The 22,852-nt window shown below is 65.1% G+C and carries 18 protein-coding genes and 4 pseudogenes; 7 read left to right on the top strand and 15 right to left on the bottom strand.

The genetic code is table 11. The features are described from left to right. Window positions 1–4: 4 nt before the first annotated feature. Window positions 5–1,702: a single-stranded-DNA-specific exonuclease RecJ gene (gene recJ, locus OMK73_RS35535; RefSeq protein WP_267606105.1), complete on the top strand. Its 1,698-nt coding sequence runs from the start codon at window positions 5–7 to the stop codon at window positions 1,700–1,702. Window positions 1,703–1,729: 27 nt separating this feature from the next. Here the strand turns inward: recJ and OMK73_RS35530 are convergent, their stop codons facing one another. Next, window positions 1,730–2,458 (bottom strand): peptidoglycan DD-metalloendopeptidase family protein, encoded by a 729-nt coding sequence (locus tag OMK73_RS35530; protein WP_267606104.1) that lies wholly within the window; start codon window positions 2,456–2,458, stop codon window positions 1,730–1,732. A gap of 211 nt (window positions 2,459–2,669) precedes the next feature. On the opposite strand from OMK73_RS35530, the gene prfB reads away from it, so the two are divergent. From prfB to OMK73_RS35510, 4 genes and pseudogenes are all read left to right on the top strand, one after another. Next, a protein-coding gene (gene prfB, locus OMK73_RS35525; protein WP_267606103.1) for a peptide chain release factor 2 occupies window positions 2,670–3,774 on the top strand; the annotation gives its coding sequence in 2 pieces (ribosomal slippage) (window positions 2,670–2,750 and window positions 2,752–3,774; 1,104 coding nt in all). A 96-nt stretch (window positions 3,775–3,870) separates the two neighbouring features. Further along, window positions 3,871–4,641, top strand: coding sequence for an SDR family oxidoreductase (locus OMK73_RS35520; RefSeq protein ID WP_267606102.1), 771 nt, complete (start codon window positions 3,871–3,873; stop codon window positions 4,639–4,641). A 40-nt stretch (window positions 4,642–4,681) separates the two neighbouring features. Further along, a pseudogene (lysS, locus tag OMK73_RS35515) lies at window positions 4,682–6,220 on the top strand (lysine--tRNA ligase). 494 nt (window positions 6,221–6,714) lie between these two features. Then, the gene (locus OMK73_RS35510; protein ID WP_267606100.1) at window positions 6,715–7,500 is read left to right on the top strand and encodes a glycine zipper 2TM domain-containing protein; all 786 of its coding nucleotides are present in this window, start codon (window positions 6,715–6,717) and stop codon (window positions 7,498–7,500) included. A gap of 72 nt (window positions 7,501–7,572) precedes the next feature. Here the strand turns inward: OMK73_RS35510 and iscX are convergent, their stop codons facing one another. The 13 genes and pseudogenes from iscX to uvrB form a co-directional block, all read right to left on the bottom strand. Continuing rightward, complete coding sequence (iscX, locus tag OMK73_RS35505; RefSeq protein ID WP_183035677.1) at window positions 7,573–7,767, bottom strand: Fe-S cluster assembly protein IscX; 195 nt, start codon at window positions 7,765–7,767, stop codon at window positions 7,573–7,575. 56 nt (window positions 7,768–7,823) lie between these two features. Beyond that, window positions 7,824–8,161: pseudogene (gene fdx, locus OMK73_RS35500) on the bottom strand (ISC system 2Fe-2S type ferredoxin). Window positions 8,162–8,203: 42 nt separating this feature from the next. Then, window positions 8,204–10,065: pseudogene (hscA, locus tag OMK73_RS35495) on the bottom strand (Fe-S protein assembly chaperone HscA). Window positions 10,066–10,189: 124 nt separating this feature from the next. Then, window positions 10,190–10,708 carry a Fe-S protein assembly co-chaperone HscB gene (gene hscB, locus OMK73_RS35490; protein WP_267606099.1) on the bottom strand — a complete coding sequence of 173 codons (519 nt, stop codon included), beginning with the start codon at window positions 10,706–10,708 and terminating at the stop codon, window positions 10,190–10,192. A 111-nt stretch (window positions 10,709–10,819) separates the two neighbouring features. Then, complete coding sequence (locus OMK73_RS35485) at window positions 10,820–11,053, bottom strand: DUF3565 domain-containing protein (RefSeq protein ID WP_267606097.1); 234 nt, start codon at window positions 11,051–11,053, stop codon at window positions 10,820–10,822. Between the two features lie 28 nt (window positions 11,054–11,081). Further along, window positions 11,082–11,402 (bottom strand): iron-sulfur cluster assembly protein IscA, encoded by a 321-nt coding sequence (gene iscA / locus OMK73_RS35480; protein ID WP_017229301.1) that lies wholly within the window; start codon window positions 11,400–11,402, stop codon window positions 11,082–11,084. A gap of 31 nt (window positions 11,403–11,433) precedes the next feature. Further along, window positions 11,434–11,835 (bottom strand): Fe-S cluster assembly scaffold IscU, encoded by a 402-nt coding sequence (gene iscU, locus OMK73_RS35475; RefSeq protein WP_006160178.1) that lies wholly within the window; start codon window positions 11,833–11,835, stop codon window positions 11,434–11,436. Window positions 11,836–11,890: 55 nt separating this feature from the next. Then, window positions 11,891–13,114, bottom strand: a complete 1,224-nt coding sequence (locus OMK73_RS35470; RefSeq protein ID WP_318230773.1) for an IscS subfamily cysteine desulfurase — start codon at window positions 13,112–13,114, stop codon at window positions 11,891–11,893. A gap of 62 nt (window positions 13,115–13,176) precedes the next feature. Beyond that, window positions 13,177–13,731, bottom strand: a complete 555-nt coding sequence (gene iscR / locus OMK73_RS35465; protein ID WP_267606631.1) for a Fe-S cluster assembly transcriptional regulator IscR — start codon at window positions 13,729–13,731, stop codon at window positions 13,177–13,179. 84 nt (window positions 13,732–13,815) lie between these two features. Next, window positions 13,816–15,900 (bottom strand): annotated as a pseudogene (locus OMK73_RS35460) (site-specific recombinase); the annotation flags it as partial. Between the two features lie 48 nt (window positions 15,901–15,948). Next, entirely contained in the window at window positions 15,949–16,440 is a 492-nt protein-coding gene (locus tag OMK73_RS35455) for a low molecular weight protein-tyrosine-phosphatase (RefSeq protein ID WP_267606095.1), read from the bottom strand. Between the two features lie 298 nt (window positions 16,441–16,738). Next, window positions 16,739–17,038 carry a putative quinol monooxygenase gene (locus tag OMK73_RS35450; RefSeq protein WP_267606094.1) on the bottom strand — a complete coding sequence of 100 codons (300 nt, stop codon included), beginning with the start codon at window positions 17,036–17,038 and terminating at the stop codon, window positions 16,739–16,741. Between the two features lie 61 nt (window positions 17,039–17,099). Continuing rightward, complete coding sequence (gene uvrB / locus OMK73_RS35445) at window positions 17,100–19,202, bottom strand: excinuclease ABC subunit UvrB (protein ID WP_267606093.1); 2,103 nt, start codon at window positions 19,200–19,202, stop codon at window positions 17,100–17,102. A gap of 157 nt (window positions 19,203–19,359) precedes the next feature. On the opposite strand from uvrB, the gene OMK73_RS35440 reads away from it, so the two are divergent. Beyond that, entirely contained in the window at window positions 19,360–20,556 is a 1,197-nt protein-coding gene (locus tag OMK73_RS35440) for an amino acid aminotransferase (protein WP_267606092.1), read from the top strand. 272 nt (window positions 20,557–20,828) lie between these two features. Then, window positions 20,829–22,070, top strand: coding sequence for a polyhydroxyalkanoate depolymerase (locus OMK73_RS35435; RefSeq protein WP_267606091.1), 1,242 nt, complete (start codon window positions 20,829–20,831; stop codon window positions 22,068–22,070). Window positions 22,071–22,146: 76 nt separating this feature from the next. Here the strand turns inward: OMK73_RS35435 and OMK73_RS35430 are convergent, their stop codons facing one another. Continuing rightward, on the bottom strand, window positions 22,147–22,782 hold the full coding sequence (locus tag OMK73_RS35430; RefSeq protein WP_267606089.1) for a TetR/AcrR family transcriptional regulator: 636 nt from the start codon (window positions 22,780–22,782) through the stop codon (window positions 22,147–22,149). Window positions 22,783–22,852: the final 70 nt, after the last annotated feature.

The raw sequence follows: 22,852 nt of genomic DNA, 5'->3' as shown, positions 1-22,852 counted from the left end.
CGCAATGACAAAAATCGCTGTTCGCTCTTTTTCCGCCGAGCACGCCGGCAAGCTGGCCGGGTTCGGCCTGCATCCCACGCTGGCGCGCATCCTGTCGGCACGTGGCGTGCGCGAGCCGGCCGAGCTCGCCACCGAGCTGCCCGGCCTGGTGCCGCCGGCGGCCATGAAAGGCATCGACCACGCGGCCACCTACCTTGCCGACGCCATCGCCGCCGGCCGGCGCCTGCTGATCGTGGCCGACTATGACTGCGACGGCGCCACCGCCTGCGCGGTGGGCGTGCGCGGCCTGCGCATGCTGGGGGCGCGCATCGACTACATCGTGCCCAACCGCTTCGAGTACGGCTACGGCCTGACCCCGGAGATCGTCGCGCTGGCCGCGAAGCAGCAGCCGGACGTGATCGTGACAGTGGACAACGGCATTGCCAGCGTCGACGGCGTGGCGGCGGCCAATGCGCTCGGCATCGACGTGGTAGTGACCGACCACCACTTGCCCGGCGACCAGTTGCCCGACGCGGCGGTGATCGTCAATCCCAACCAGCCCGGCTGCGAATTCCCCAGCAAGAACCTGGCAGGCGTGGGCGTGATGTTCTACGTGCTGCTGGCCTTGCGTGCCGAACTGCGCCGCCGCGGCGTGTTCGACGCGCAGACCCAGCCGCGCCTGGACACCCTGCTCGACCTGGTTGCGCTGGGCACGGTCGCCGACGTGGTCAAGCTCGACAGCAACAACCGCATCCTGGTGGCGCAGGGCTTGAAGCGCATGCGCGCCGGACGCATGCACGCCGGCGTGGCCGCGCTGTTCCGCGCCGCCGGGCGCGAGGCCACGCGCGCCAATACCTTCGACCTGGGCTTTGGCGTGGGCCCGCGCCTGAACGCCGCCGGGCGGCTGGCCGACATGTCGCTAGGCATCGAATGCCTGCTGACCGATGACGCCAACCGCGCCTGGGAGATCGCCCAGGAACTCGACGGCATGAACCGCGAGCGGCGCGACATCGAAGCCGGCATGCAGCAGGAAGCCTTGCAGATCCTGGAAGGCCCACTGGGCGCGCTGGACCCGGCCGCGCGCTTTACCGTCAGCGTCTTCAACGACACCTGGCACCAGGGCGTGATCGGCATCGTGGCCTCGCGGCTCAAGGAAAAATACCACCGCCCCACCATCACCTTCGCGCCGGGCGACGAGGACACGATCAAGGGCTCGGGCCGCTCGATCCCGGGCTTTCACCTGCGCGATGCGCTGGACCTGGTGTCCAAGCGCCATCCCGGCCTGCTGAAGAAGTTTGGCGGCCACGCCATGGCGGCCGGCCTGACCCTCGGCGCCGACAGCTTCGGGCAGTTCATGGAAGCGTTCGAGGCCGTGGGGCGCGAATGGCTGAGCGACGAGCAGCTGGCGCGGGTGATCGAGACCGATGGCGACATCGAGGATGCCTGCTTCAGCCCGGAATTCGTCTCGCTGCTGGAGCAGCAGGTCTGGGGCCAGGGCTTCCCGGCGCCCACCTTCTGCGGCGAGTTCAACGTGCTGCGCCAGAGCGTGCTCAAGGGCAAGCACCTGAAGCTGCAGCTTGGGCGCGGCAGCCAGCGCTTCGACGCGATCTGGTTCAACCACGCGGATTCGCTGGGCGCCAGCGCGCTGGTGGCCTACCGGCTCGACAACAACACCTTCAACGGCATCACGCGGGTGCAGATGGTGATCGAGCACGCGCAGTAGCGCGCCCGGCTGGCCAGCGGCTTAACCTTAGCCGCGCGCCGGGAGCAATCCCGCCGGATCCACCGGCTTGCCGTTGTTGCGCACCTCGAAATGCAGCTCGCTGTCGGCCGTGCCCATGCGCCCGACCTCCTGCCCGCTGGAGACCTGCGCGCCCTCGCTGACCGAGGGCTTGTCCAGGTTGCCGTACACGGTCAGCCAGTTGTCGTCGTGCTTGATGATCACCAGCATGCCGTAGCCGCGCAGGTTGCCTACGTGGATGGCCTTGCCCGCGGCGGACGCGCGTACCACGCTGCCGGGCGCCGTGTTGATGCGCAGGCCCTTGCTGGCGGGCGGCCCGTAGCTGGCGGTCACGCGGCCGTCGGCCGGCCATTGCAGGCGGATGCTGGTGGCAGGCGCGCGCGACGGCGCGCTGTTGTCCACCCGCGGGGTGTCCCCGACCGCCACCGGGCCGTTGCCAGCGCCCGTACCGGAGCTGGCGCTGGCGCCAGCCGGCGGGCGGATCCGCAGCAGCTGCCCGACTTCGATGCGGTCCGCGCTGGGCAACTGGTTCCAGCGCACCAGGTCGCGCACCGAGCGCTTGTGCCGCCGGGCCACGGTGTACAAGGTATCGCCGCTCTGCACCCGGTAGTAACCATCCGGCGCGGGCTCGCTGGCCAGGGTGCCGCAGCCGGCGGCCAGGCACGCGGCAGCAGCGGCGGCCAGCAGGCCAAGCGCGCGGCGCCGCGCGTTCGTCTTGTCGTGGTTGCTTTGCGTCATCACGTACTTATTGTCCCTCCCTGTCCATATCTTGAAGCCGGCCTTGTCACCTGCCTTGGGCCGACGGCGCGTTCGAGTCGGCCATGCCGCACCCGCAACTGTAGACCCTCCAGGGGGCAATCCGTTCGAAATCACGCAACAGACGCTATCACAGCGGGGGCCGAAGCCTCCGATCCGCTATAATTCAGGGTTTTGAAAGCGCAGGAACATCATGGAAGCAGAACGCCTCAACGCCATCTCCGGTGCCATCTCTGATCTCCGTTCGCGAACGGAAGATCTACGGGGGTATCTTTGACTACGATGTCAAAGTAGGACGACTCGACGAAGTCAACGGCGAACTCGAGGACCCCGAGGTCTGGAACAACCCCAAGCGGGCCCAGGATCTCGGCAAGGAAAAGAAAATGCTGGAGGGCGTGGTCAGCGTGCTCAGCAAGCTCACCGACGACCTTAGCGGCGCCGACGAGCTGTTCGAGCTCGCGCGCGAAGAAGGCGACGACGACACGCTGGAAGCCATCGAGACCGACGTATCCGGCTTCGAGGCCATCGTCGCCGACATGGAATTCCGCCGCATGTTCTCCGGCGAAATGGACCAGGCCAACGCCTTTATCGACATCCAGGCCGGCGCCGGTGGCACTGAAGCCTGCGACTGGGCGTCGATGCTGCTGCGCCAGTACCTGAAGTATTGCGAGCGCAAGGGCTTCAAGGCCGAAGTGCTGGAAGAGTCGGAAGGCGACGTGGCGGGCATCAAGAGCGCCACGATCAAGGTCGAGGGCGAGTACGCGTTCGGCTACCTGCGCACGGAAACCGGCGTGCACCGCCTGGTGCGCAAGTCGCCGTTCGATTCGTCGGGCGGACGCCACACGTCGTTCTCGTCGGTCTTCGTCTACCCCGAGGTGGACGAGTCGTTCGAGGTCGACGTCAATCCGGCGGACCTGCGCGTGGATACCTACCGTGCCTCCGGCGCGGGCGGCCAGCACATCAACAAGACCGATTCGGCCGTGCGGATCACGCACATCCCGACCGGCATTGTGGTGCAGTGCCAGAACGACCGCTCGCAGCACCGCAACCGCGCCGAAGCCATGTCGATGCTGAAGTCGCGCCTGTACGAGCACGAAATGCGCAAGCGCCAGGCCGAAGCCGACAAGCTGGAGTCGTCCAAGACCGACGTGGGCTGGGGCCACCAGATCCGCTCGTACGTGCTGGACCAGAGCCGCATCAAGGATCTGCGCACCAACGTGGAAATGTCCAACACGCAGAAGGTGCTGGACGGCGACCTGGATCCCTTCATCGTAGCCAGCCTGAAGCAAGGGCTGTAACACGCAGCGGCGCCGCGCCGCCGCCACGCGCCCCCGAACGGACCGGCGCGTGGCGGCGGCAGGTGCGGCAACTCACCTGCCGGGACAATCTCGACCATGACCGCAGCATCGACCGCAGCAACGCATCTGATCATCATCACGGGCACCTCGCGCGGACTCGGTGCCGCGCTGACGCAGGTATTGCTCAAACCGGGCAACCGCCTGGTGTGCGTGTCCCGCAGCCGCAATCCCGAGCTGGAACGTGCCGCGACCGCCAGCGGCGTCAAGGTAGCCTGGCACCTGCAAGATCTCTCGCAGGCCGGCCCGTCGGCAACCTGGCTCGGCAGCGTGCTCGATGTCGTCGAGGAAACGCCCGCAAGCGTCACGCTGATCCTGAACGCGGGCATGATCGATCCGATCGGCCCCATCGCCAACCTGCGTGAGCCGGCGCTGGTGCAGCATCTGCTGACCAACCTGGCCACGCCGATGACCATGACCGCGGCCTTCCTCGCGCACACCGAACGCTTTGGCTGCCCGCGCAAGATCCTGGCGATCTCGTCCGGCGCCGCGCGCCGCCCGGTCGAGGGCTGGAGCGCGTATTGCGCCGGCAAGGCGGGCCTGGACATGTTCGTGCGCTCCATCAACGCCGAATACGCGCAGGCGCCGGCGGAGCGCGCCGTGCGTGCGGTTGCGCTGGCGCCGGGCGTGGTCGATACCGGCATGCAGGCCACCATCCGCAGCGCCGACTTTGCGCAGGTGCAGCGTTTCCGCGACCTCAAGGACAACGACCAGCTGGCCTCGGCCGACGACACCGCGCAGCGCATCGCCGCTTACCTGCAGCGGCCTGACTTCGGCAGCACCGAGCTCGACGACATCCGCAATACATGAACCTCGCGCGGGCCTGGCCCGAGCGACTCACCAAGACATCATGACCGAATCCAACCGCGCTCCCGCCGAGACCAACGTCCCGGCCGCAGCCGACGAAAACAAGATCATCGCGGAACGGCGCGAGAAGCTCCAGGCCCTGCGTCAGCAAGGCCCGGCCTTCCCCAACGACTTCCGCCCGACCCACCAGGCCGCCGCGCTGCACACGCAGTACAGCGAAACCGAGCAGGCCGCGCTCGAAGCCACCCCGGTGGAAGTCGCCATCGCCGGGCGCATGATGCTCAAGCGCGTGATGGGCAAGGCCAGCTTCGCCACCGTGCAGGACGGCTCGGGCCGCATCCAGTTCTACATCAGCCGCGACGCGATCGGTGAAGACGTACTACGCCGCCTTCAAGAAGTGGGACCTGGGCGATATCGTGGCCGCGCGCGGCACGCTGATGAAGACCAAGACCGGCGAGCTGTCGGTGGCGGTGACCGAGCTGCGCCTGCTGTCCAAGAGCCTGCGCCCGCTGCCCGGCGACTACTACGGCCTGGCCGACCAGGAACAGAAATACCGCCAGCGCTATGTCGACCTGATCGTGTCGCCGGAAACGCGCGCCACCTTCCGCGCCCGCACCAACGCCATCAGCTCGCTGCGCCGGCACATGGCCAACAACGACTTCATGGAAGTCGAAACGCCGATGCTGCACCCGATCCCGGGCGGCGCCACGGCCAAGCCGTTCATCACCCACCATAACGCGCTGGACATGCAGATGTTCCTGCGCATCGCGCCCGAGCTGTACCTGAAGCGCCTGGTGGTGGGCGGGTTCGAGCGCGTGTTCGAGATCAACCGCAACTTCCGCAACGAGGGGTGAGCCCGCGCCACAATCCCGAGTTCACCATGATGGAGTTCTACGCGGCCTATACGGACTACCGCTGGCTGATGGACTTCACCGAGGACCTGATCCGCCAGGCGGCGATCGATGCGCGCGGCAGCGCCGTGCTGACGTACCAGGATCGCGAGCTGGACCTATCCAAGCCGTTCCATCGCCTTACCATCACGCAGGCGATCCAGAAGTTCGCGCCGCAATATACCGACGCGCAACTGGCCGACACCGAATTCCTGCGCGCCGAGCTGAAGAAGTTCGGCATCAACACCGGCGCTCCGCAATTCCTCAACGCGGGCCTGGGCACGCTGCAACTGGTGCTGTTCGAGGAAACCGCCGAGAGCCAGCTGTGGGAGCCGACGTTCATCATCGACTACCCGGTCGAAGTCTCGCCGCTGGCGCGCGCCTCGGATACCCAGCCGGGCATCACCGAGCGCTTCGAGCTGTTCATCACCGGCCGCGAGATCGCCAACGGCTTCTCCGAGCTGAACGATGCCGAGGACCAGGCCGAGCGCTTCCGCAAGCAGGTCGACCAGAAGGATGCGGGCGACGAGGAAGCGATGTACTTCGACGCCGACTACATCCGCGCGCTGGAATACGGCATGCCCCCGACGGGCGGCTGCGGCATCGGCATCGACCGCCTGGTGATGTTGCTGACCGACAGCCCGAACATCCGCGACGTCATCCTGTTCCCGCATCTGCGCCGCGAGGACTGACACACATTCGGCAGCCACGCCGATGCGCAAGCCGAAGCCGCCGGATGGGCCAAAGCCGCGCGCCATGACGACGGCTGTCTCTCCCTCTCCCCTCAGGGGAGAGGGCCGGGGAGAGGGGTGGCTTAGCTAGGAGCCACTTGAAGCGAAGCCTTCGGTTTTGTCCCGCACACGGGCGTAACGAGCGCCCGCCCTCTCCTCCAGCCCCTCTCCCGCACGCGGGAGAGGGGAGCACGACAACGCAGAGCCGGCTTTGTCAGCAAGCTGAGCCCCACCGACTTTGGTGGGGCTTTTTGCTTGCGGCTGCGCGATTGTTACAAAGATAGTCCGCGAAAGCCATGCACTTTCGCCGCTAAATCCATGATTTAAAAGAGAATTCCAGCCTACACAAACTTACAAAATCAAACGGAAAATGGCGGTGGATTGGGCCAAACTAAGTCCATCGAATCGCTAGCCTTCAGTACCGCTGACCGGCAGCGTTTTGCGAGGAAAACAATATGTCGAATCCGACCTTGCACCAATCCAACGAGCCTGCCTTGCCCGCTTCCCTGCCCGCCCAACGCCGCCTGCACCCGCTGGTAGGCGCCGCCGCAGTGGCCATCGTGATCGCCAGCCTGACCGCGGTCGCCGCCATGACCGGCGTGCTGCCCACCAGCAAGGCCACGCAGGGGGCGCCGCAGTCCCTGACCGCGCCTGTCGCCGTCAATGGCACCGCCAATGGCACCGTCAATGGCGCCGACACCGCACCACAGCCGGTGGCGCCGGGCAGCACCACTCGACCGCCCGAAGCCGCGAACCTGGCGCAAGCGCCGGTCGCCCCAGCACCGGCACCGGCACCCGCCGCACGCCGCGCCCAGGAGCGCAGCACCGCCAGCCGCGACGCAGGCTACGGCCCCGCGGCCAGCCGCAATGACAACGGCGCCTACGCCGAACGCCAGCCGGCGCCAGGAAGCGCGTATGCCGGCCGCGTAGTCGCCATCACCCCGATCGAAACCGCCAAGCCGGCCAGCGGCCTGGGCGCCGTCGGCGGCGCGGTGGTAGGCGGCCTGCTCGGCAACCAGATCGGCAAGGGCAATGGCCGCATCCTGGGCACCGTGGCCGGTGCCGTGGGCGGCGGCTTTGCCGGCAACCAGATCGAGAAGACCGTGCGCAAGGACACCAGCTACCAGGTCCGCGTGCAGATGGACAACGGCAGCCACCGCACCTTCACGTATCAGGCCGATCCGGGCGTGCAGGTCGGCGAGCGTGTGCACATGCAGGATGGCCAACTGGTCGCTGGCTGAGCCGGCATCGGTCAAAGCATAAAAAAGCCGCGGAAAACGCGGCTTTTTTCGTTCTTGCGCTCGTACTTGCGCTTACTCCGCTTCTTCAATCCAGGCGGATTGAATCGCTTCCAGGATCTTCTCGCCCGAGCGATCGGCCGCGTCGGCAAAACCGTCCAGCTCCATGACCCAGCGATGCAGGTCGGTGAAGCGGATGGTGGTGGGATCCACGTCCGGGTACTTGTCGTACAGGGCGGCGGCGATGTCGTAGGTGTCGGTCCACTTCATGGGAATTCTCTCCGGTCAGCTCGGGTCAGGCCAGCAAGTCAGCGAGCGCGCCGCGCTCAATGCTCTTCCTTGGCATGGTTGATCGTGTACTTGGGAATCTGCACGGTGAGGTCGCTGTCGGCAACCACGGCCTGGCAGGAGAGCCGCGAGTTGGGCTCCAGGCCCCAGGCCTTGTCGAGCAGGTCTTCCTCTTTTCTTCCGCCTCGTCCAGCGAGTTGAAGCCCTCGCGCACCACTACGTGGCAGGTGGTGCAGGCGCAGGACTTCTCGCAGGCGTGCTCGATCTCGATGCCGTTGCTGAGCAACGCATCGCAAATGCTGATACCGGGCTTGGCTTCGAACACAGCCCCTTCGGGGCAGAGTTCGACGTGGGGCAATACGATGATCTGTGGCATGGAATGTCCTGGATAGAGATACGGTGCGATTGGCCTCGGGGATCAGCCCAGGTCCTGCACCTTGCGGCCGGCCAGCGCGCTCTTGATCGAGCGGTCCATCCGGCGGGCGGCGAATTCGTCGGTGCCGTGGGACAGCGCTTCCACCGCCGTCTTGATGGCGTGGTGATCTTCGCCGGCGGCGATGTCGCTCGTAGCCGTGATCAGGCGTTCCACGTCGGCGCGCTCTTCGGCCGAGAGCAGGTCGCCATCGAGCTCCAGCGCGCGGCGCGTGGCTTCGATTAGGCGCGCGGCGTCCACCCGTTCCTCCGCCAGCGCACGGCTCTTCATGTCATGCTCGGCTTCGCGGAAGCTGTCCTGCAGCATCCGGGCGATCTCATCGTCGGCCAGGCCGTAGGACGGCTTGACGGCGATGGTTGCTTCCACGCCGGATTGCGTTTCGCGCGCGAAGACCGACAGCAGCCCGTCGGCGTCGACCTGGTAGGTCACGCGGATGCGTGCCGCGCCAGCCACCATCGGCGGGATGCCGCGCAGCTCGAAGCGCGCCAGCGAGCGGCAATCGCTCGCCAGTTCGCGCTCGCCTTGCAGCACGTGGATGGCGATGGCCGTCTGGCCGTCCTTGAAGGTGGTGAATTCCTGCGCGCGCGCCACCGGGATGGTGCTGTTGCGGGGAATGATCTTCTCAACCAGGCCGCCCATGGTTTCCACGCCAAGCGACAGCGGGATCACGTCGAGCAGGAGCCAGTCCTCGCCCGGGGCGCCGTTGCCGGCCAGCAGGTTGGCCTGCATGGCAGCGCCCAGCGCCACGACCTTGTCCGGATCGAGGTTGGTCAGCGGCGGCTGGCCGAAGAAGTCTCCCACCGCCTTGCGGATCGAAGGCATGCGGGTCGCGCCGCCAACCAGCACCACGCCCTTGACCTCGTCGGCCGCCACGCCAGCATCGCGCAGCGCCTTGCGCACCGGCGACAGGGTCTTTGCACCAGCGGCGCGGTCAGCTCGACAAACGTCGAGGCCGACAGCGTCAGGTGGACGATCTCGCCGCTGTTCAGCACGGCGTCGATCACGGTCGAATCGGCCGCCGACAACGCTTCCTTGGCCGCACGGGAGCGTACCATCAGCAGGCGCATATCCTCGGCCGACAGCGGTTGCAGGCTGGCCTGCTCGACGATCCAGCACATTAGGCGCTGGTCGAAATCGTCGCCGCCGAGGGCGGAGTCACCGCCGGTTGCCATCACCTCGAACACGCCCTTGGTGAGCTTGAGGATGGAGATGTCGAAGGTGCCGCCGCCAAGGTCGTACACCGCATAGATGCCTTCCGAGGCATTGTCCAGGCCGTAGGCGATGGCTGCCGCGGTCGGCTCGTTGAGCAGGCGCAGCACCTCCAGGCCCGCGAGCTGCGCGGCATCCTTGGTGGCCTGGCGCTGGGCATCGTCGAAATAGGCGGGCACGGTAATCACCGCGCCGACGAGTTCATCGCCGAGCGAATCCTCGGCGCGCTGGCGCAGCGTGGCCAGGATTTCCGCCGAGACTTCCACCGGGCTCTTCACGCCGGCCACGGTCTTGATCTGCACCATGCCGGGCGCATCGACAAAATCGTAGGGGCTATGCTCGATATGCGTGACGTCGCGCAGGCCGCGCCCCATGAAGCGCTTGACTGAGACGATGGTGTTCTTGGGGTCGAACACCGCTTCTTCCTGTGCACGGTAGCCGATCTGCGTACCCTTGGACAGGTAACGCACGACCGAAGGCAGCAGCGCGCGACCGCTTTCGTCGGTCAGGACTTCGGGAATGCTGTTGCGAACCGCCGCCACCAGCGAATTGGTGGTGCCGAGGTCGATGCCGACCGCGAGCCGCTTCTGGTGGGGTGCCGGCGACATGCCGGGTTCGGAGATCTGGAGCAGTGCCATGATGAATCTTCTTTATTCGTGCGGTGCCAAGGCGGCCTGTCAGACAGGCCGGTCTCGCGCCGGGGCGCCATTGTGGCATGGCTGGGGCGAACGTGCCTGGAAGGCGCTGGGCTCCCTTGGAGCCCTAGCCTTCCAGGCGGTCGATCGCCTCGCTGGTATCGTGTTCGATTTTCTCGATGAACATCAATTGCCTGGCCGCGCTGCCGGCGCCCGCGTTATCGCCGGCATCGAGCAGCGCACCGAGCGCCGCGTGGCGCTGGCGTTTCTCGCCGCGCAGCTCACGCAACAGCGCGTCGAGGCGCGCAATGTCCTTGTCTTCGACCGCTTCCTGCAGGGCCTCGCGCCATTCCATCTGCTGCATCAGGAAGGCGGGCGCCATGGCGGTATTGCTCTCGGCCTGGATGTCCACGCCGCGCAACGTCAGCAGGTAGATCGCGCGCTTGAGCGGCTGGCGCAGCGTACGATACGCCTCGTTGGCGTGCGCGGCCCATTGCATGGCCACGCGCCGCTCGGCGTCGCCGGCATTGGCAAAGCGGTCCGGATGCGCCTGCGATTGCACGGTCAGGTAGGCGGCGTCCAGCGCCGTCTCATCGACTGCATATCCGACCGGCAGGCCGAACAGCGCGAAATAATCGTCTTTCAACACCTTCCCCAACAAAAGGAGCGGCTGCGCCGCCCCTTGAACTTCCTTCAGCGTGAAAGCGGCACGCTGACCGCGCGGCACAGGCCGCAGCCATGTGACGGACTGTTCCGGTCAGGCAGCGCGCTGTGCGCTGCTGCCCGCCCTATCCGCCGGCGGCTCCGCCCGATCGCATTTCAGGCAGTTCACCAGTTCGCCGATGCGGGCCTCCCGCCCCTGCGGCGTCAGCGTCCACGGACGCATCTGCCAGGGCGGGTCGTGGCGCATATGCTGGCCATGCCCGCAATCGAGTTCTGCCACCCAGTGGCTTTCCTCGTCCTGGTGAAAGCCGACAATGCTGCGTTTCATCGTATCCGGCGCGCTGATGCCAGCACGCTCAAACCCGGAACGACTCTCCGCAACCGCACTCATCCTTGACGTTGGGGTTGTTGAAGCGGAACCCCTCGTTCAGGCCTTCGCGCGCGAAATCGAGCTCGGTGCCATCGATATACGGCAAGCTCTTGGGATCGACGATCACCTTGATGCCGTGCGACTCGAACACGCTGTCTTCCGGCAACAGGTCGTCGACGTATTCCAGCTTGTAGGCCAGGCCCGAGCAGCCGGTGGTCTTGACGCCAAGGCGCAGGCCAACGCCCTTGCCACGGCGGTCCAGGTAGCGCGCCACGTGCTTGGCGGCCTTCTCGGTAAGCGTGATCATCGCTGCTTCATCCCTTGATTGAACACGGAACTCAGGCGGCCTTCTGCTCGGCGCCTTCGTGCTTCTTCTTGTAATCCTCGACCGCTGCCTTGATGGCATCCTCGGCCAGGATGGAGCAGTGGATCTTCACCGGCGGCAGCGCCAGTTCTTCGGCGATGTGCGTGTTCTTGATTTCCAGTGCCTGATCCACGGTCTTGCCCTTGACCCATTCGGTCACCAGCGAGGAGGACGCGATGGCCGAGCCGCAGCCATAGGTCTTGAACTTGGCGTCTTCGATCACGCCGGCTTCGTTGACCTTGATCTGCAGCTTCATGACGTCGCCGCAAGCGGGCGCGCCAACCATGCCGGTGCCCACGGCGTCGTCGTTCTTGTCGAACGAGCCAACGTTGCGGGGGTTTTCATAGTGGTCGAGAACCTTCGTGCTGTATGACATTATGGCTACCTCTTGGCGTATCGGTATTTATGGGGTCTTGCGTGGATCCTGGCGCTTAGTGCGCGGCCCACTGGATGGAATTCAGGTCCACACCGTCCTTGAACATTTCCCACAGCGGCGACAGGTCGCGCAGCTTGGCGATCTTGCTCTTGAGCAGTTCGACGGTGTAATCGACTTCTTCTTCGGTGGTGAAGCGACCCACCGTAAAGCGGATCGAGCTGTGCGCCAGTTCGTCGTTGCGGCCCAGGGCGCGCAGCACGTACGAAGGCTCCAGCGACGCCGAGGTGCAGGCCGAGCCCGACGACACCGCCACGTCCTTGATTGCCATGATCAGCGATTCGCCTTCGACAAAGTTGAAGCTGACATTGAGGTTATGCGGCACACGCTGCTCCAGGTCACCGTTCAGGTAGACCTCTTCCATGCCCGACAGGCCGCGCCACAGGCGGTCGCGCAGCATGCGGATGCGCTCGTTCTCCGTTGCCATTTCCTCACGGGCGATGCGGAAGGCTTCGCCCATGCCCACGATCTGGTGCGTCGCCAGCGTGCCCGAACGCATGCCGCGTTCGTGGCCACCGCCGTGCATCTGCGCTTCCAGGCGCACGCGCGGCTTGCGGCGTACGTACAGCGCGCCCACGCCCTTGGGGCCGTAGGTCTTGTGTGCCGAGAACGACATCAGGTCGCACTTCAGCGTATTCAGGTCGATCGCTACCTTGCCGGTGGCCTGGGCAGCGTCGCAATGGAAGATGATGCCCTTGGCGCGGCAGATCTCGCCGATCTGCGCCACGTCCTGGATCACGCCGATCTCGTTGTTGACCAGCATCACCGACACCAGGATCGTGTCCGGGCGGATCGCCGCCTTGAGCACTTCGATGTCGACCAGGCCGTTGTCCTGCACGTCGAGGTACGTGACCTCGAAACCCTGGCGCTCCAGTTCACGGGTGGTGTCGAGCACAGCCTTGTGCTCGGTCTTCACCGTGATCAGGTGCTTGCCCTTGCCCGAATAGAAGTTAGCCGCGCCCTTGATGGCGAGGTTGTTGGACTCGGTTGCGCCCGACGTCCACACGATCTCGCGCGGATCGGCGCCCACCAGTGCCGCCACCTGCTCACGCGCTTCTTCCACCGCGCGCTCGGCATCCCAGCCGTAGGCGTGGCTGCGCGAAGCCGGATTGCCGAACTGTTCACGCAAGTACGGAATCATCTTGTCCGCCACGCGCGGGTCTACCGGCGTGGTGGCTGAGTAATCCATGTAAATGGGGAAATGTGGGGTGCTCATCGTTATGACTGCCTTTTAGGGACCGCTATGCTTGACGTTGCTCTCTGTTCTCTTGCCGGCTGCCCGCCTTACGACTGAGCCAGGCTGAAAACCGAATTCACCACCCGCGGACGCGCGGGTTTTTCCTGTTTGTCCGCCTTGCCGCGTGGTGCGGCCACGGTTTGCGCCACCGACTCATCGCGCATGTCGTGCAACACAGCGGGACTCTTGGCACGCTGCTGGTCGACCAGGTTCTTCAGGGAGACGGAATCGAGATACTCGACCATTTTCTGGTTCAGCGTGGCCCACAGCTCGTGGGTCATGCAGCGACCGGTTCCCTCATCTCCGTTACAATTACCCTTTCCGCCGCATTGCGTAGCGTCGAGCGGCTCATCGACTGCGATGATGATGTCGGCCACCGTCACGTCTTCCGCCTTGCGGGCAAGGCTGTAGCCGCCACCCGGGCCGCGCACGCTCTCCACGATCTCGTGGCGGCGCAGCTTACCGAACAGCTGCTCGAGGTAAGAAAGGGATATTTTCTGGCGCTGGCTGATGCCCGCTAGCGTAACGGGACCCTGATCCTGGCGCATGGCCAGGTCAATCATGGCGGTTACCGCGAAGCGGCCTTTGGTCGTCAGTCTCATGATGCTGGGGAGTACTTGATCATTTCGGTCAAGTATAAAAGAGTTGACTAATTCGGTCAAGTACCCCTGCCGCATTGCATCAAACCCGCCCCTGCTCCGCCGAGGCCGCGCCAACGGCCCGCGCGGCGGCACGATCAGCGACCAGGGATGTTTCAGGATGCGCTGCCGCACGGCCGAGCTCAGCGCGCGGCGATCCACCCGGCGCAGGCTGCGTGAGCGCAACGCCATGTTGAAGGCCAGCGCAAAGCTCACCGCGACGTTCAGCAACCCCATCAGCGCAATGCCCGCCACCGCCAGCCAGAACGACGGCATCTTCAGCACGGCCAGGCCGAGCACGCCAATCGCGGTGCCCACCGAGCCGGTCGACAACGTGACGTGCCGCACCTCCATATGGGGGCCGAAGAAGCTGAGGATTTCCGGGCCCAGCCCGAGCAGCAGCCCTAGCGACACATTGGCTGCGATCCCCGACATATTGCGCTTCCAGAAGTCCGCCATCCGTGTGGCTCCCTGCGCTCCCAGCACATAGCGCAGGCGGCGGTTGTACGCCATCACGTCATGCACCTTGTGCAGCGCGAACCAGTTGTCGGCCCAGCCCGCCACCAGGCTCGACAGCCACAAGAGCACCCCGGTAAAGATGGCGTAGACCGGCGTGGGGCCAAGAATGGAAAACGACTCGATGGTGGCGATCGCCTTGGCGGGCGTGATCAGGTTGGCGCCCAGGATGCGGTTGGCGAGCCACTGGATGCCCATCGCCACCGGGAACACCACCACCAGGTTGCCGAAAATCGCCGCGGCATTCGAGCGGATCATCGCAATGGTGTCGTCGACGAAGATTTCCCGGCCTTCCGGCCTGCCGACCGCATCGAGCCGGTGCGCCAGCGCCGGGCCGGTCATCGCCGGCTGCTTGGTGGCCAGCGTGAAATGCGCGAAATGGATCACCAGGAAGCTGCCCGCATAGTTGAGCGAGGCCAGCAGGCCCTCGATGAACTTGTCCAGGTGCAGCCCGTAGATCAGGAACTTGAGATAGACCGTGCCGACTGTGATCAAGCCGCCACCGGCGGCAGCCCGCATCAGCTCGCGATACTCGCGGCGATCACGCGTGATGTAGTGCTCGCCGGTCTCGGCCGAGCGCTCCACCACCTTGCGCGCCAGTTGCGAGAACGAACTGCCCGCCAGGTGCGCGATGCTGCGGCGCGCCTGGGTGGAGCGGATCAGCGCCGCGATCAGGTGGGCATGCCGGCCGCGCCGCTGAGGCTCGACCCAGGTCGCCAGCAACAGCTCGATGCGGGCGAGCCGCACCTTCATGCGCTCGATCTGGAACACCACCTCCACCGAGACGCCATTCTCCTCCAGGTCGTCATACACGCGCTGGGCCGCCTGGTGGCAGCCATCGAGCAGCGCGCGGAAATAGTTGAGCCGGTGCGCAAAGGCCTCGCCATCGCGCGTCGCTTCGTCCTCTTCGCACAAGGCTTGCACGGCGCTGTCCAGGCGGAAGAATGGCGTGTCCTGCACCTTCCCCTTCAGGCGCGAGCGAATCGCCTGGCTCAGCCCGGTGGCACGCACCTGGCTGACCAGCACCTGGATGCTGGTGGCCAGCGTGCGGTCAAAGCGATCCCATTCAGGCGGCGCCGCACCTTCACCTGGCGCTTCCGGGTCATCGGTGCGCAGCACGGCAGCCAGCCGTTCCAGCAGGTCGCCATCGAGGTCCTCGACCCAATCGGCATCGTTGCCATCGATAAACAGCAGCGCAAACAGGCCCGCCAGATCGCCGCGGTTGGGCGGCGGCGGCAGGAACCGCGCCTGCAGGCGGTTCAGCACCTCGCTCCAGAAGCCCGGGTGGGAGGCCACGCCGGTGTCGCACAGCAAGGTAACCGGATCGTTGTCGCGCACGATGGAGCGCACCATGCAGGCAAAGCGTCCCGCCACTTCCGGATTGCGGCCAAGCACCTGCAACAGGTAGCGCAGCCGCACATGCTCCCGGCGGCTCTTGTCGGCCGCCACGCCTTCGGCGCCCGGCAGCCCGTCGCGCCGGATCCAGTAGCCTAGCTCGATCAGCCAGCCGTTACGGTCCGCCAGTGGCGCCTCCGGGTCCGCTGCCGCCAGGATTGCGTCGAGTTGCAGGCTGGCATTGCGCGACTCGCGCCATTTGCGGAACAGGGAACGAAACATGAATCCTCGTGAAAGTAATGGAAAGGCTGCAAGGGCGGGCGAGCGCGATCAGGTGGCGCCGCCAAGCCCCTTTGCACGCAGCATGGCGATCACGCCGTCGCAGGCGTCCTCGACATAGTCGAGCACGCGCTCGAAGCCATCGCCCTCTCCGTAGTAGGGGTCCGGCACTTCGTCCGCGTCGTGCCGGCTCGCGAAACTCATCAGCAGGCGCAGCTTGTCCTGGCTGCCAGCCGGGCAGATGCCGCGCAGCGCCGCCAGGTTGTCCTGGTCCATGGCCAGCAGCAGGTCGAAACGCGCGAAGTCCTGCACCACGGCCTGGCGCGCGCGTTGCGCGGAGAGGTCGTAGCCACGGGCCAGCGCATGGCGCTGGGAGCGCGCATCCGGCGCACGCCCGATGTGATAGCCATGCGTGCCGGCGGAATCCAGCTCGACCAGGTCGGCCAGGCCCGCCGCCTCCAGCTTGGCACGCAACACGCCCTCCGCCGTCGGCGAACGACAAATGTTTCCCATGCAGCACATAAAAATGGCGAATTTCTTCATAGGGGTGGGGCGCTATCCAGCGCCGAAAGCAGATCGACAAACCGCGGCACGCGCGACGGGCTTGCAGCCAGCGCACCGGGTGCGGCTGCAGCAACGAAGGCGGATTCTACCGCCCTGCCCGCCGGGCCGCGCTCACGGGAGCGCCAGCACGCCGTTTGAAGGCGCTTGGCAAAAAAGATGACCCAAAGGTGCCGCCCACCGCATAATCGCGCGGTGAACCTTCGCCTCAGCCAACGCCTCCTACCACCCCTCCTGCGCCTGCGCTCGCTGCCCCCGAAGGGCTAGCAGGCACACTGGCTCAGGGCAGCTTGGCCGCCAGCACGTCCAGCTTCTCGATCGAGGGCGGCTTGGCGAACAGGTCGGGCGCCTTGGCCATCAGGGCCTCGGCCACCTTGCCCGAGAGATGCGCGTCGCGCCCGGCCTCATCGGCAAACGCATCGAAGATGCCGAACATGGATGGCCCGAGCCGCAGCGCAAACCATGCTGTGGTGCCAGCCTCGGCCTGAACCAGCGGCAAGCCGCCGAGCAGGAACGCCTCGACTTCCTTTTCCTTGCCGGGCTTCGCATGCAGCGGAACCCATAGAGCGAACTTGACCATGGACCATCTCCTCACCACCGTCCGGGATTCCAACTATAGACGGTAGCCGGGCCCATCGTCCTCAGGACGCAGCCGCGGCCGGCGGCGGCAGGTGCTCCCCATCGCCGCTGGCGCCAAAGATCTGGCGCTTGAGCTTGGCCAGCTGGTCGCGCACCTGCCCCGCCTTTTCGAACTCGAGATTCTTGGCGTGCTCGAACATCTGCTTTTCAAGCCGCTTGATCTCCTTGGCGACCTGCTTCTCGCTCATGTCCTCGTACTTGGCGCGCTCTTCCGCGGCCAGCAGTTCCGCCTTGACCTCGCCCGGGTCGTAGACCCCGTCGATGATGTCCTTGATGCGCTTGACCACGCCGCGCGGCACGATGCCATTGGCTTCGTTGAACGCGATCTGCTTGGCGCGGCGGCGCTCCGTCTCGCCGATCGCCCGCTTCATCGAATCGGTCATCCGGTCGGCGTACAGGATGGCGGTGCCGTTGACGTTTCGGGCCGCGCGGCCGATGGTCTGGATCAGCGAACGCTCGGCGCGCAGGAAGCCTTCCTTGTCCGCATCGAGAATCGCCACCAGCGAGACTTCCGGAATATCCAGGCCCTCGCGCAGCAAGTTGATGCCGACCAGCACATCGAAGGTGCCCAGGCGGAGGTCGCGGATGATCTCCACGCGCTCCACCGTATCGATATCCGAGTGCAGGTAGCGCACCTTGACGCCGTTCTCAGTCAGGAACTCCGTCAGTTGCTCGGACATGCGCTTGGTCAGCGTGGTCACCAGCACGCGCTCGCCGACGGACACCTTCTGGTGGATCTCGGACAGCAGGTCGTCGACCTGCGTGGTCGCGGGACGCACGTGGATGATCGGATCGACCAGGCCCGTGGGCCGCACCACCTGCTCCACCACTTGGCCCGCATGCTCGTTCTCGTAATTGGACGGCGTGGCGGAGACAAACATCACCTGCCGCATCTTGCCTTCGAACTCCGAGAACTTGAGGGGGCGGTTGTCCAGCGCGGACGGCAGCCGGAAGCCGTAGTCGACCAAGGTCGTCTTGCGCGCCTTGTCGCCGTTGTACATGCCGTTGAACTGGCCCATCAGCACGTGCGACTCGTCCAGGAACATCAACGCGTCCTGCGGCAGGTAGTCGACCAGCGTGGGCGGCGGATCGCCGGGCTTGGCGCCCGACAGGTGGCGCGAGTAATTCTCGATGCCCTTGCAGAAGCCGAGCTCGGAGAGCATTTCCAGGTCGAAGCGGGAGCGCTGCTCCAGCCGCTGCGCTTCCACCAGCTTGTTCTCCTTATAGAAGAAGTCCAGGCGCTCGCGCAGCTCTACCTTGATGTCCTCGATCGCGCGCAGCACGGTCTCGCGCGGGGTCACGTAGTGGCTCGACGGATAGACCGTGAAGCGCGGGATCTTCTGCCGCACGCGCCCGGTCAGCGGGTCGAAGAACTGCAGCGAATCGATCTCGTCGTCGAACATGTCGACGCGCACGGCCAGCTCGGCATGCTCGGCCGGGAAGATATCCAGCGTATCGCCGCGCACGCGGAACGTGCCGCGCTGGAAATCGGTCTCGTTGCGGGTGTACTGCATGGCGATCAGGCGCGCGATCACGTCGCGCTGGCTGATCTTGTCGCCCGTGCGCAGCGTCAGGATCATCTTGTGGTACTCGGACGGGTTGCCGATACCGTAGATGGCGGAGACGCTGGCCACGATGATGGTGTCGCGGCGCTCCAGCAGGCTCTTGGTGGCCGACAGCCGCATCTGCTCGATATGCTCGTTGATCGAGGAATCCTTCTCGATGAACAGGTCGCGCTGCGGCACGTAGGCTTCGGGCTGGTAGTAATCGTAGTAGCTGACGAAATACTCCACGGCATTGCGCGGGAAGAACTCGCGAAACTCCGAATACAACTGCGCGGCCAGCGTCTTGTTGGGCGCGAACACGATGGCCGGACGGCCCATGCGGGCAATCACGTTGGCCATGGTGAAGGTCTTGCCCGAACCGGTCACCCCCAGCAAGGTCTGGTACGAAAGGCCGTCCTCGACCCCTTCGACCAGCTGGCGGATCGCCTCGGGCTGGTCGCCCGCCGGCAGATAGGGCTGGTAAAGCTGGAACGGCGAACCGGGAAAGGTCGCGAACTTCTCTTCATCCAGCGCGGGCGCGACTTCAACGAGATTCGACATAGGCAGGCAAGGGAAAACCTCAGGAAAACGGGCGGATACGCTAGAATCTTGGGGTTGGCGGCCAAGTATCAAGATGGGGGCCGCCGGCACTCCCGAGCGCAGTCCGGAGCATTCTACGCCTTCCCGTTTTGTTACATAGCTGACCACGAGATCCCAAATGAGTTTGTTTTCTGCCGTCGAGATGGCCCCACGCGACCCGATCCTGGGCCTGAATGAAGCCTTCAATGCCGATACCCGTGCCACCAAGGTCAATCTGGGTGTTGGCGTGTACTTCACCGACGAAGGGAAAATCCCTCTGCTGCGCGCCGTGCAGGAAGCCGAAAAGGCTCGCCTGACCACCGCCACCCCGCGTGGCTACCTGCCGATCGAAGGCATCGCCGCCTACGACCAGGCCGTGCAGACCCTGCTGTTCGGCAAGGAATCGCCGCTGATCACCGAAGGCCGGGTTGTGACCGCCCAGGCACTTGGCGGCACCGGCGCGCTGAAGATCGGCGCCGACTTCCTCAAGCGCCTGTACCCGGATGCCAAGGTCGCCATCAGCGACCCGAGCTGGGAAAACCACCGCGCCCTGTTCGAGGCAGCCGGTTTCCCCGTGATCAACTATGCCTACTACGATGCTGCCAGCCACGGCCTGAATTTCGCCGGCATGGTGGAGTCGCTCAAGTCGTACGACGCCAACACCATCGTGGTGCTGCATGCCTGCTGCCACAACCCGACCGGTGTCGACCTCTCGGCCGAGCAATGGCAGCAAGTGGTTGGCCTGATCAAGGAACGCAACCTGATCCCGTTCCTCGACATGGCCTACCAGGGCTTCGCGCAAGGCATCGAGCCGGACGGCGCGGCAGTGCGCCTGTTCGCCGAATCCGGCCTGCCGTTCTTCGTCTCGAGCTCGTTCTCGAAGAGCTTCTCGCTGTACGGCGAGCGCGTGGGCGCGCTGTCGATCGTCACCACGGGCAAGGAAGAAGCCCAGCGCGTGATGTCGCAGGTCAAGCGCGTCATCCGCACCAACTACTCCAACCCGCCGACCCACGGCGGCACCGTGGTCGCCACCGTGCTGAACAGCCCGGAACTGCGCGCCATGTGGGAGCAGGAACTGGGCGAGATGCGCGACCGCATCAAGCTGATGCGCCATGCGCTGGTGGACAAGCTGGCCGCCAAGGGCGTGCCGGGCGACTTCTCCTTCGTCAAGGCCCAGCGCGGCATGTTCTCGTACTCGGGCCTGAACGCGGCCCAGGTCGACGTGCTGCGCAACGAGCACGGCATCTACGCCGTGGGCACCGGCCGCATCTGCGTGGCCGCGCTGAACAGCCGCAACATCGACGCGGTGGTCAACGCCATCGCCGCCGTGCTGTAACGCTGAACGCGTAAAGTGCATAAGAAGGCGACTTCGGTCGCCTTTTTCGTATCTCGTGACAATTTTTAACGATCTTTTGCATTTGTCATCGGGAAGTACAGTGTTTGTCCTATTGTCTTTTTCCGATGCGGGCGTACCTTAGGGTATATGCTGCATCGCACGATCGTTCGATTACGAGCATAATCGGTAACACATTAGCAACTGTGTTTGTTGCATTTGTATTGTCCAGGCGTTGAATTCCAGCTTCGCCCCAGCCTGATAGGGACCACGTCATGCTTTACCAGCTGCATGAATTCCAGCGCTCGATGCTGCACCCGCTTACCGCATGGGCGCAGGCCACGGCCAAGACCTTTACCAATCCCCTGAGCCCGATGTCCCTGGTTCCCGGCGCCACGCGACTGGCTGCCGGCTACGAGTTGCTGTACCGGCTCGGCAAGGAATACGAAAAGCCCGAATTCGATATCAAATCGGTACGCTCCAACGGCCGGGACATCCCGATCGTGGAACAGACCATCGTCGAAAAGCCCTTCTGCAAACTGGTGCGTTTCGAGCGCTACGCGGACGACCCGGAAACCATCAAGCTGCTCAAGGATGAGCCGGTGGTGCTGGTGTGCGCCCCATTGTCCGGCCACCACTCGACGCTGCTGCGCGACACCGTGAAGACCCTGCTGCAGGATCACAAGGTCTATGTGACCGACTGGATCGATGCCCGCATGGTGCCGGTCGAGAACGGCCGCTTCCGCCTGGCGGACTACATTCATTACATCCAGGATTTCATCCGCCATATCGGCGCGGAAAACCTGCATGTGATCTCCGTGTGCCAGCCTACGGTCCCGGTGCTCGCGGCCATCTCCCTGCTGGCATCCGCCGGCGAGAAGACGCCCAAGACCATGACCATGATGGGCGGCCCCATCGACGCGCGGCGCAGCCCCACGGCGGTGAATTCGCTGGCGACCAACAAGTCGTTCGAGTGGTTCGAGAACAATGTGATCTATACGGTGCCGGCGAATTACCCGGGCCATGGCCGCAAGGTGTATCCGGGCTTCCTCCAGCACGCCGGTTTCGTGGCGATGAACCCTGACCGCCACCTGTCCTCGCACTACGACTATTACCTGAACCTGGTCGAGGGCGATGCCGACGACGCCGAAGCCCATGTGCGCTTCTACGACGAGTACAACGCCGTGCTCGACATGGACGCCGAGTACTACCTCGACACCATCCGTGAAGTGTTCCAGGAATTCCGGCTTGCCAACGGCACTTGGGAGATCGATGGCCAGTCGGTGCGCCCGCAGGACATCAAGGGCACCGCGCTGCTGACGATCGAGGGCGAACTGGACGATATCTCGGGCGCCGGCCAGACCGCCGCCGCGCATGAGCTCTGCGCGGGCATTCCCAAGGCGCGCAAGCAGCACATCACCGCGGCCAAGTGCGGCCACTACGGGATCTTCTCCGGTCGCCGCTGGCGCCAGGAGATTTACCCGGAGCTGCGCGATTTCGTGCTCAAGTATCGTTGAGCCGCATTGCCAGCCATGAAAAACGCCCGCTGGCCTGCCGCGGGCGTTTTTCATTGGGCTGTCACCGCTACATGCCTCAGCGGCGCTCCAGGTAAGCCAGCAGCATATCGGTGTGCAGTTCGGCAAAGCGCTCATGCTCGTCCTGCGCCGCCACGTCGCGCCCGATCACCGCGCTGATGGTGTAACGGTTGGACAGCACGTAGTAGCCGAGCGCGGAGATCGTCAGGTATAACTGCGAGACGTCGACGTTGTCGCGGAACACGCCCTGCCGCTGGCCCCGCTTGACGATATCCGCAAGCACGTTGACCACCGGGTTGATCAGCTGGTGCAGCTGGGTGGACTTCTTCAGGTGGCGCGCCTCGTGCAGGTTCTCGCTGTTGACCAGGCGGATGAACTCGGGATTGCGGTAGTACCAGTCCCAGACGAAGCGAGCCAGCGTGCGTACCGCCTCCACGGGATCCTCGTCGACGATGTGCAACTGCTCCTCAGCAGCGCGAAACTCCGCATATTGTTTTTCAAGGACGGCCAGGAACAAGCCTTCCTTGCTGCCATAGTAGTAGTACAGCATGCGCTCGTTGGTCTCGGCGCGGCGCGCGATCTGGTCGACGCGCGCGCCGGCCAGGCCACCCTTGGCAAATTCCTCGGTGGCCGCATCAAGGATGCGGCGGCGTGTTCCCTCGGGGTCCCGCTTGGTTCTGGTTTCGTTTCGCATGCGACGGCTGGTGAATCGTTGCGCGGATTATGGCACAGGGCAACTAGCGCGCAGCGGCCCCGGCAAAGGG

This window comes from Cupriavidus sp. D39 (assembly GCF_026627925.1).
GTDB classification, from domain to species: domain Bacteria; phylum Pseudomonadota; class Gammaproteobacteria; order Burkholderiales; family Burkholderiaceae; genus Cupriavidus; species Cupriavidus ulmosensis.
Note: the sequence above shows the minus strand (reverse complement) of the source record. Positions and strands in the feature narration are given on the sequence as shown.

What these genes read in the sequence shown, in the direction of transcription:
- recJ (WP_267606105.1), top strand. Translation starts at nt 5, where the DNA reads ATGACAAAAATCGCTGTTCGCTCTTTTTCCGCCGAGCACGCCGGCAAG.
- OMK73_RS35530 (WP_267606104.1), bottom strand. Translation starts at nt 2,458, where the DNA reads ATGACGCAAAGCAACCACGACAAGACGAACGCGCGGCGCCGCGCGCTT.
- OMK73_RS35520 (WP_267606102.1), top strand. Translation starts at nt 3,871, where the DNA reads ATGACCGCAGCATCGACCGCAGCAACGCATCTGATCATCATCACGGGC.
- OMK73_RS35510 (WP_267606100.1), top strand. Translation starts at nt 6,715, where the DNA reads ATGTCGAATCCGACCTTGCACCAATCCAACGAGCCTGCCTTGCCCGCT.
- iscX (WP_183035677.1), bottom strand. Translation starts at nt 7,767, where the DNA reads ATGAAGTGGACCGACACCTACGACATCGCCGCCGCCCTGTACGACAAG.
- OMK73_RS35485 (WP_267606097.1), bottom strand. Translation starts at nt 11,053, where the DNA reads ATGAAACGCAGCATTGTCGGCTTTCACCAGGACGAGGAAAGCCACTGG.
- iscA (WP_017229301.1), bottom strand. Translation starts at nt 11,402, where the DNA reads ATGATCACGCTTACCGAGAAGGCCGCCAAGCACGTGGCGCGCTACCTG.
- iscU (WP_006160178.1), bottom strand. Translation starts at nt 11,835, where the DNA reads ATGTCATACAGCACGAAGGTTCTCGACCACTATGAAAACCCCCGCAAC.
- iscR (WP_267606631.1), bottom strand. Translation starts at nt 13,731, where the DNA reads ATGAGACTGACGACCAAAGGCCGCTTCGCGGTAACCGCCATGATTGAC.
- OMK73_RS35455 (WP_267606095.1), bottom strand. Translation starts at nt 16,440, where the DNA reads ATGAAGAAATTCGCCATTTTTATGTGCTGCATGGGAAACATTTGTCGT.
- OMK73_RS35450 (WP_267606094.1), bottom strand. Translation starts at nt 17,038, where the DNA reads ATGGTCAAGTTCGCTCTATGGGTTCCGCTGCATGCGAAGCCCGGCAAG.
- uvrB (WP_267606093.1), bottom strand. Translation starts at nt 19,202, where the DNA reads ATGTCGAATCTCGTTGAAGTCGCGCCCGCGCTGGATGAAGAGAAGTTC.
- OMK73_RS35440 (WP_267606092.1), top strand. Translation starts at nt 19,360, where the DNA reads ATGAGTTTGTTTTCTGCCGTCGAGATGGCCCCACGCGACCCGATCCTG.
- OMK73_RS35435 (WP_267606091.1), top strand. Translation starts at nt 20,829, where the DNA reads ATGCTTTACCAGCTGCATGAATTCCAGCGCTCGATGCTGCACCCGCTT.
- OMK73_RS35430 (WP_267606089.1), bottom strand. Translation starts at nt 22,782, where the DNA reads ATGCGAAACGAAACCAGAACCAAGCGGGACCCCGAGGGAACACGCCGC.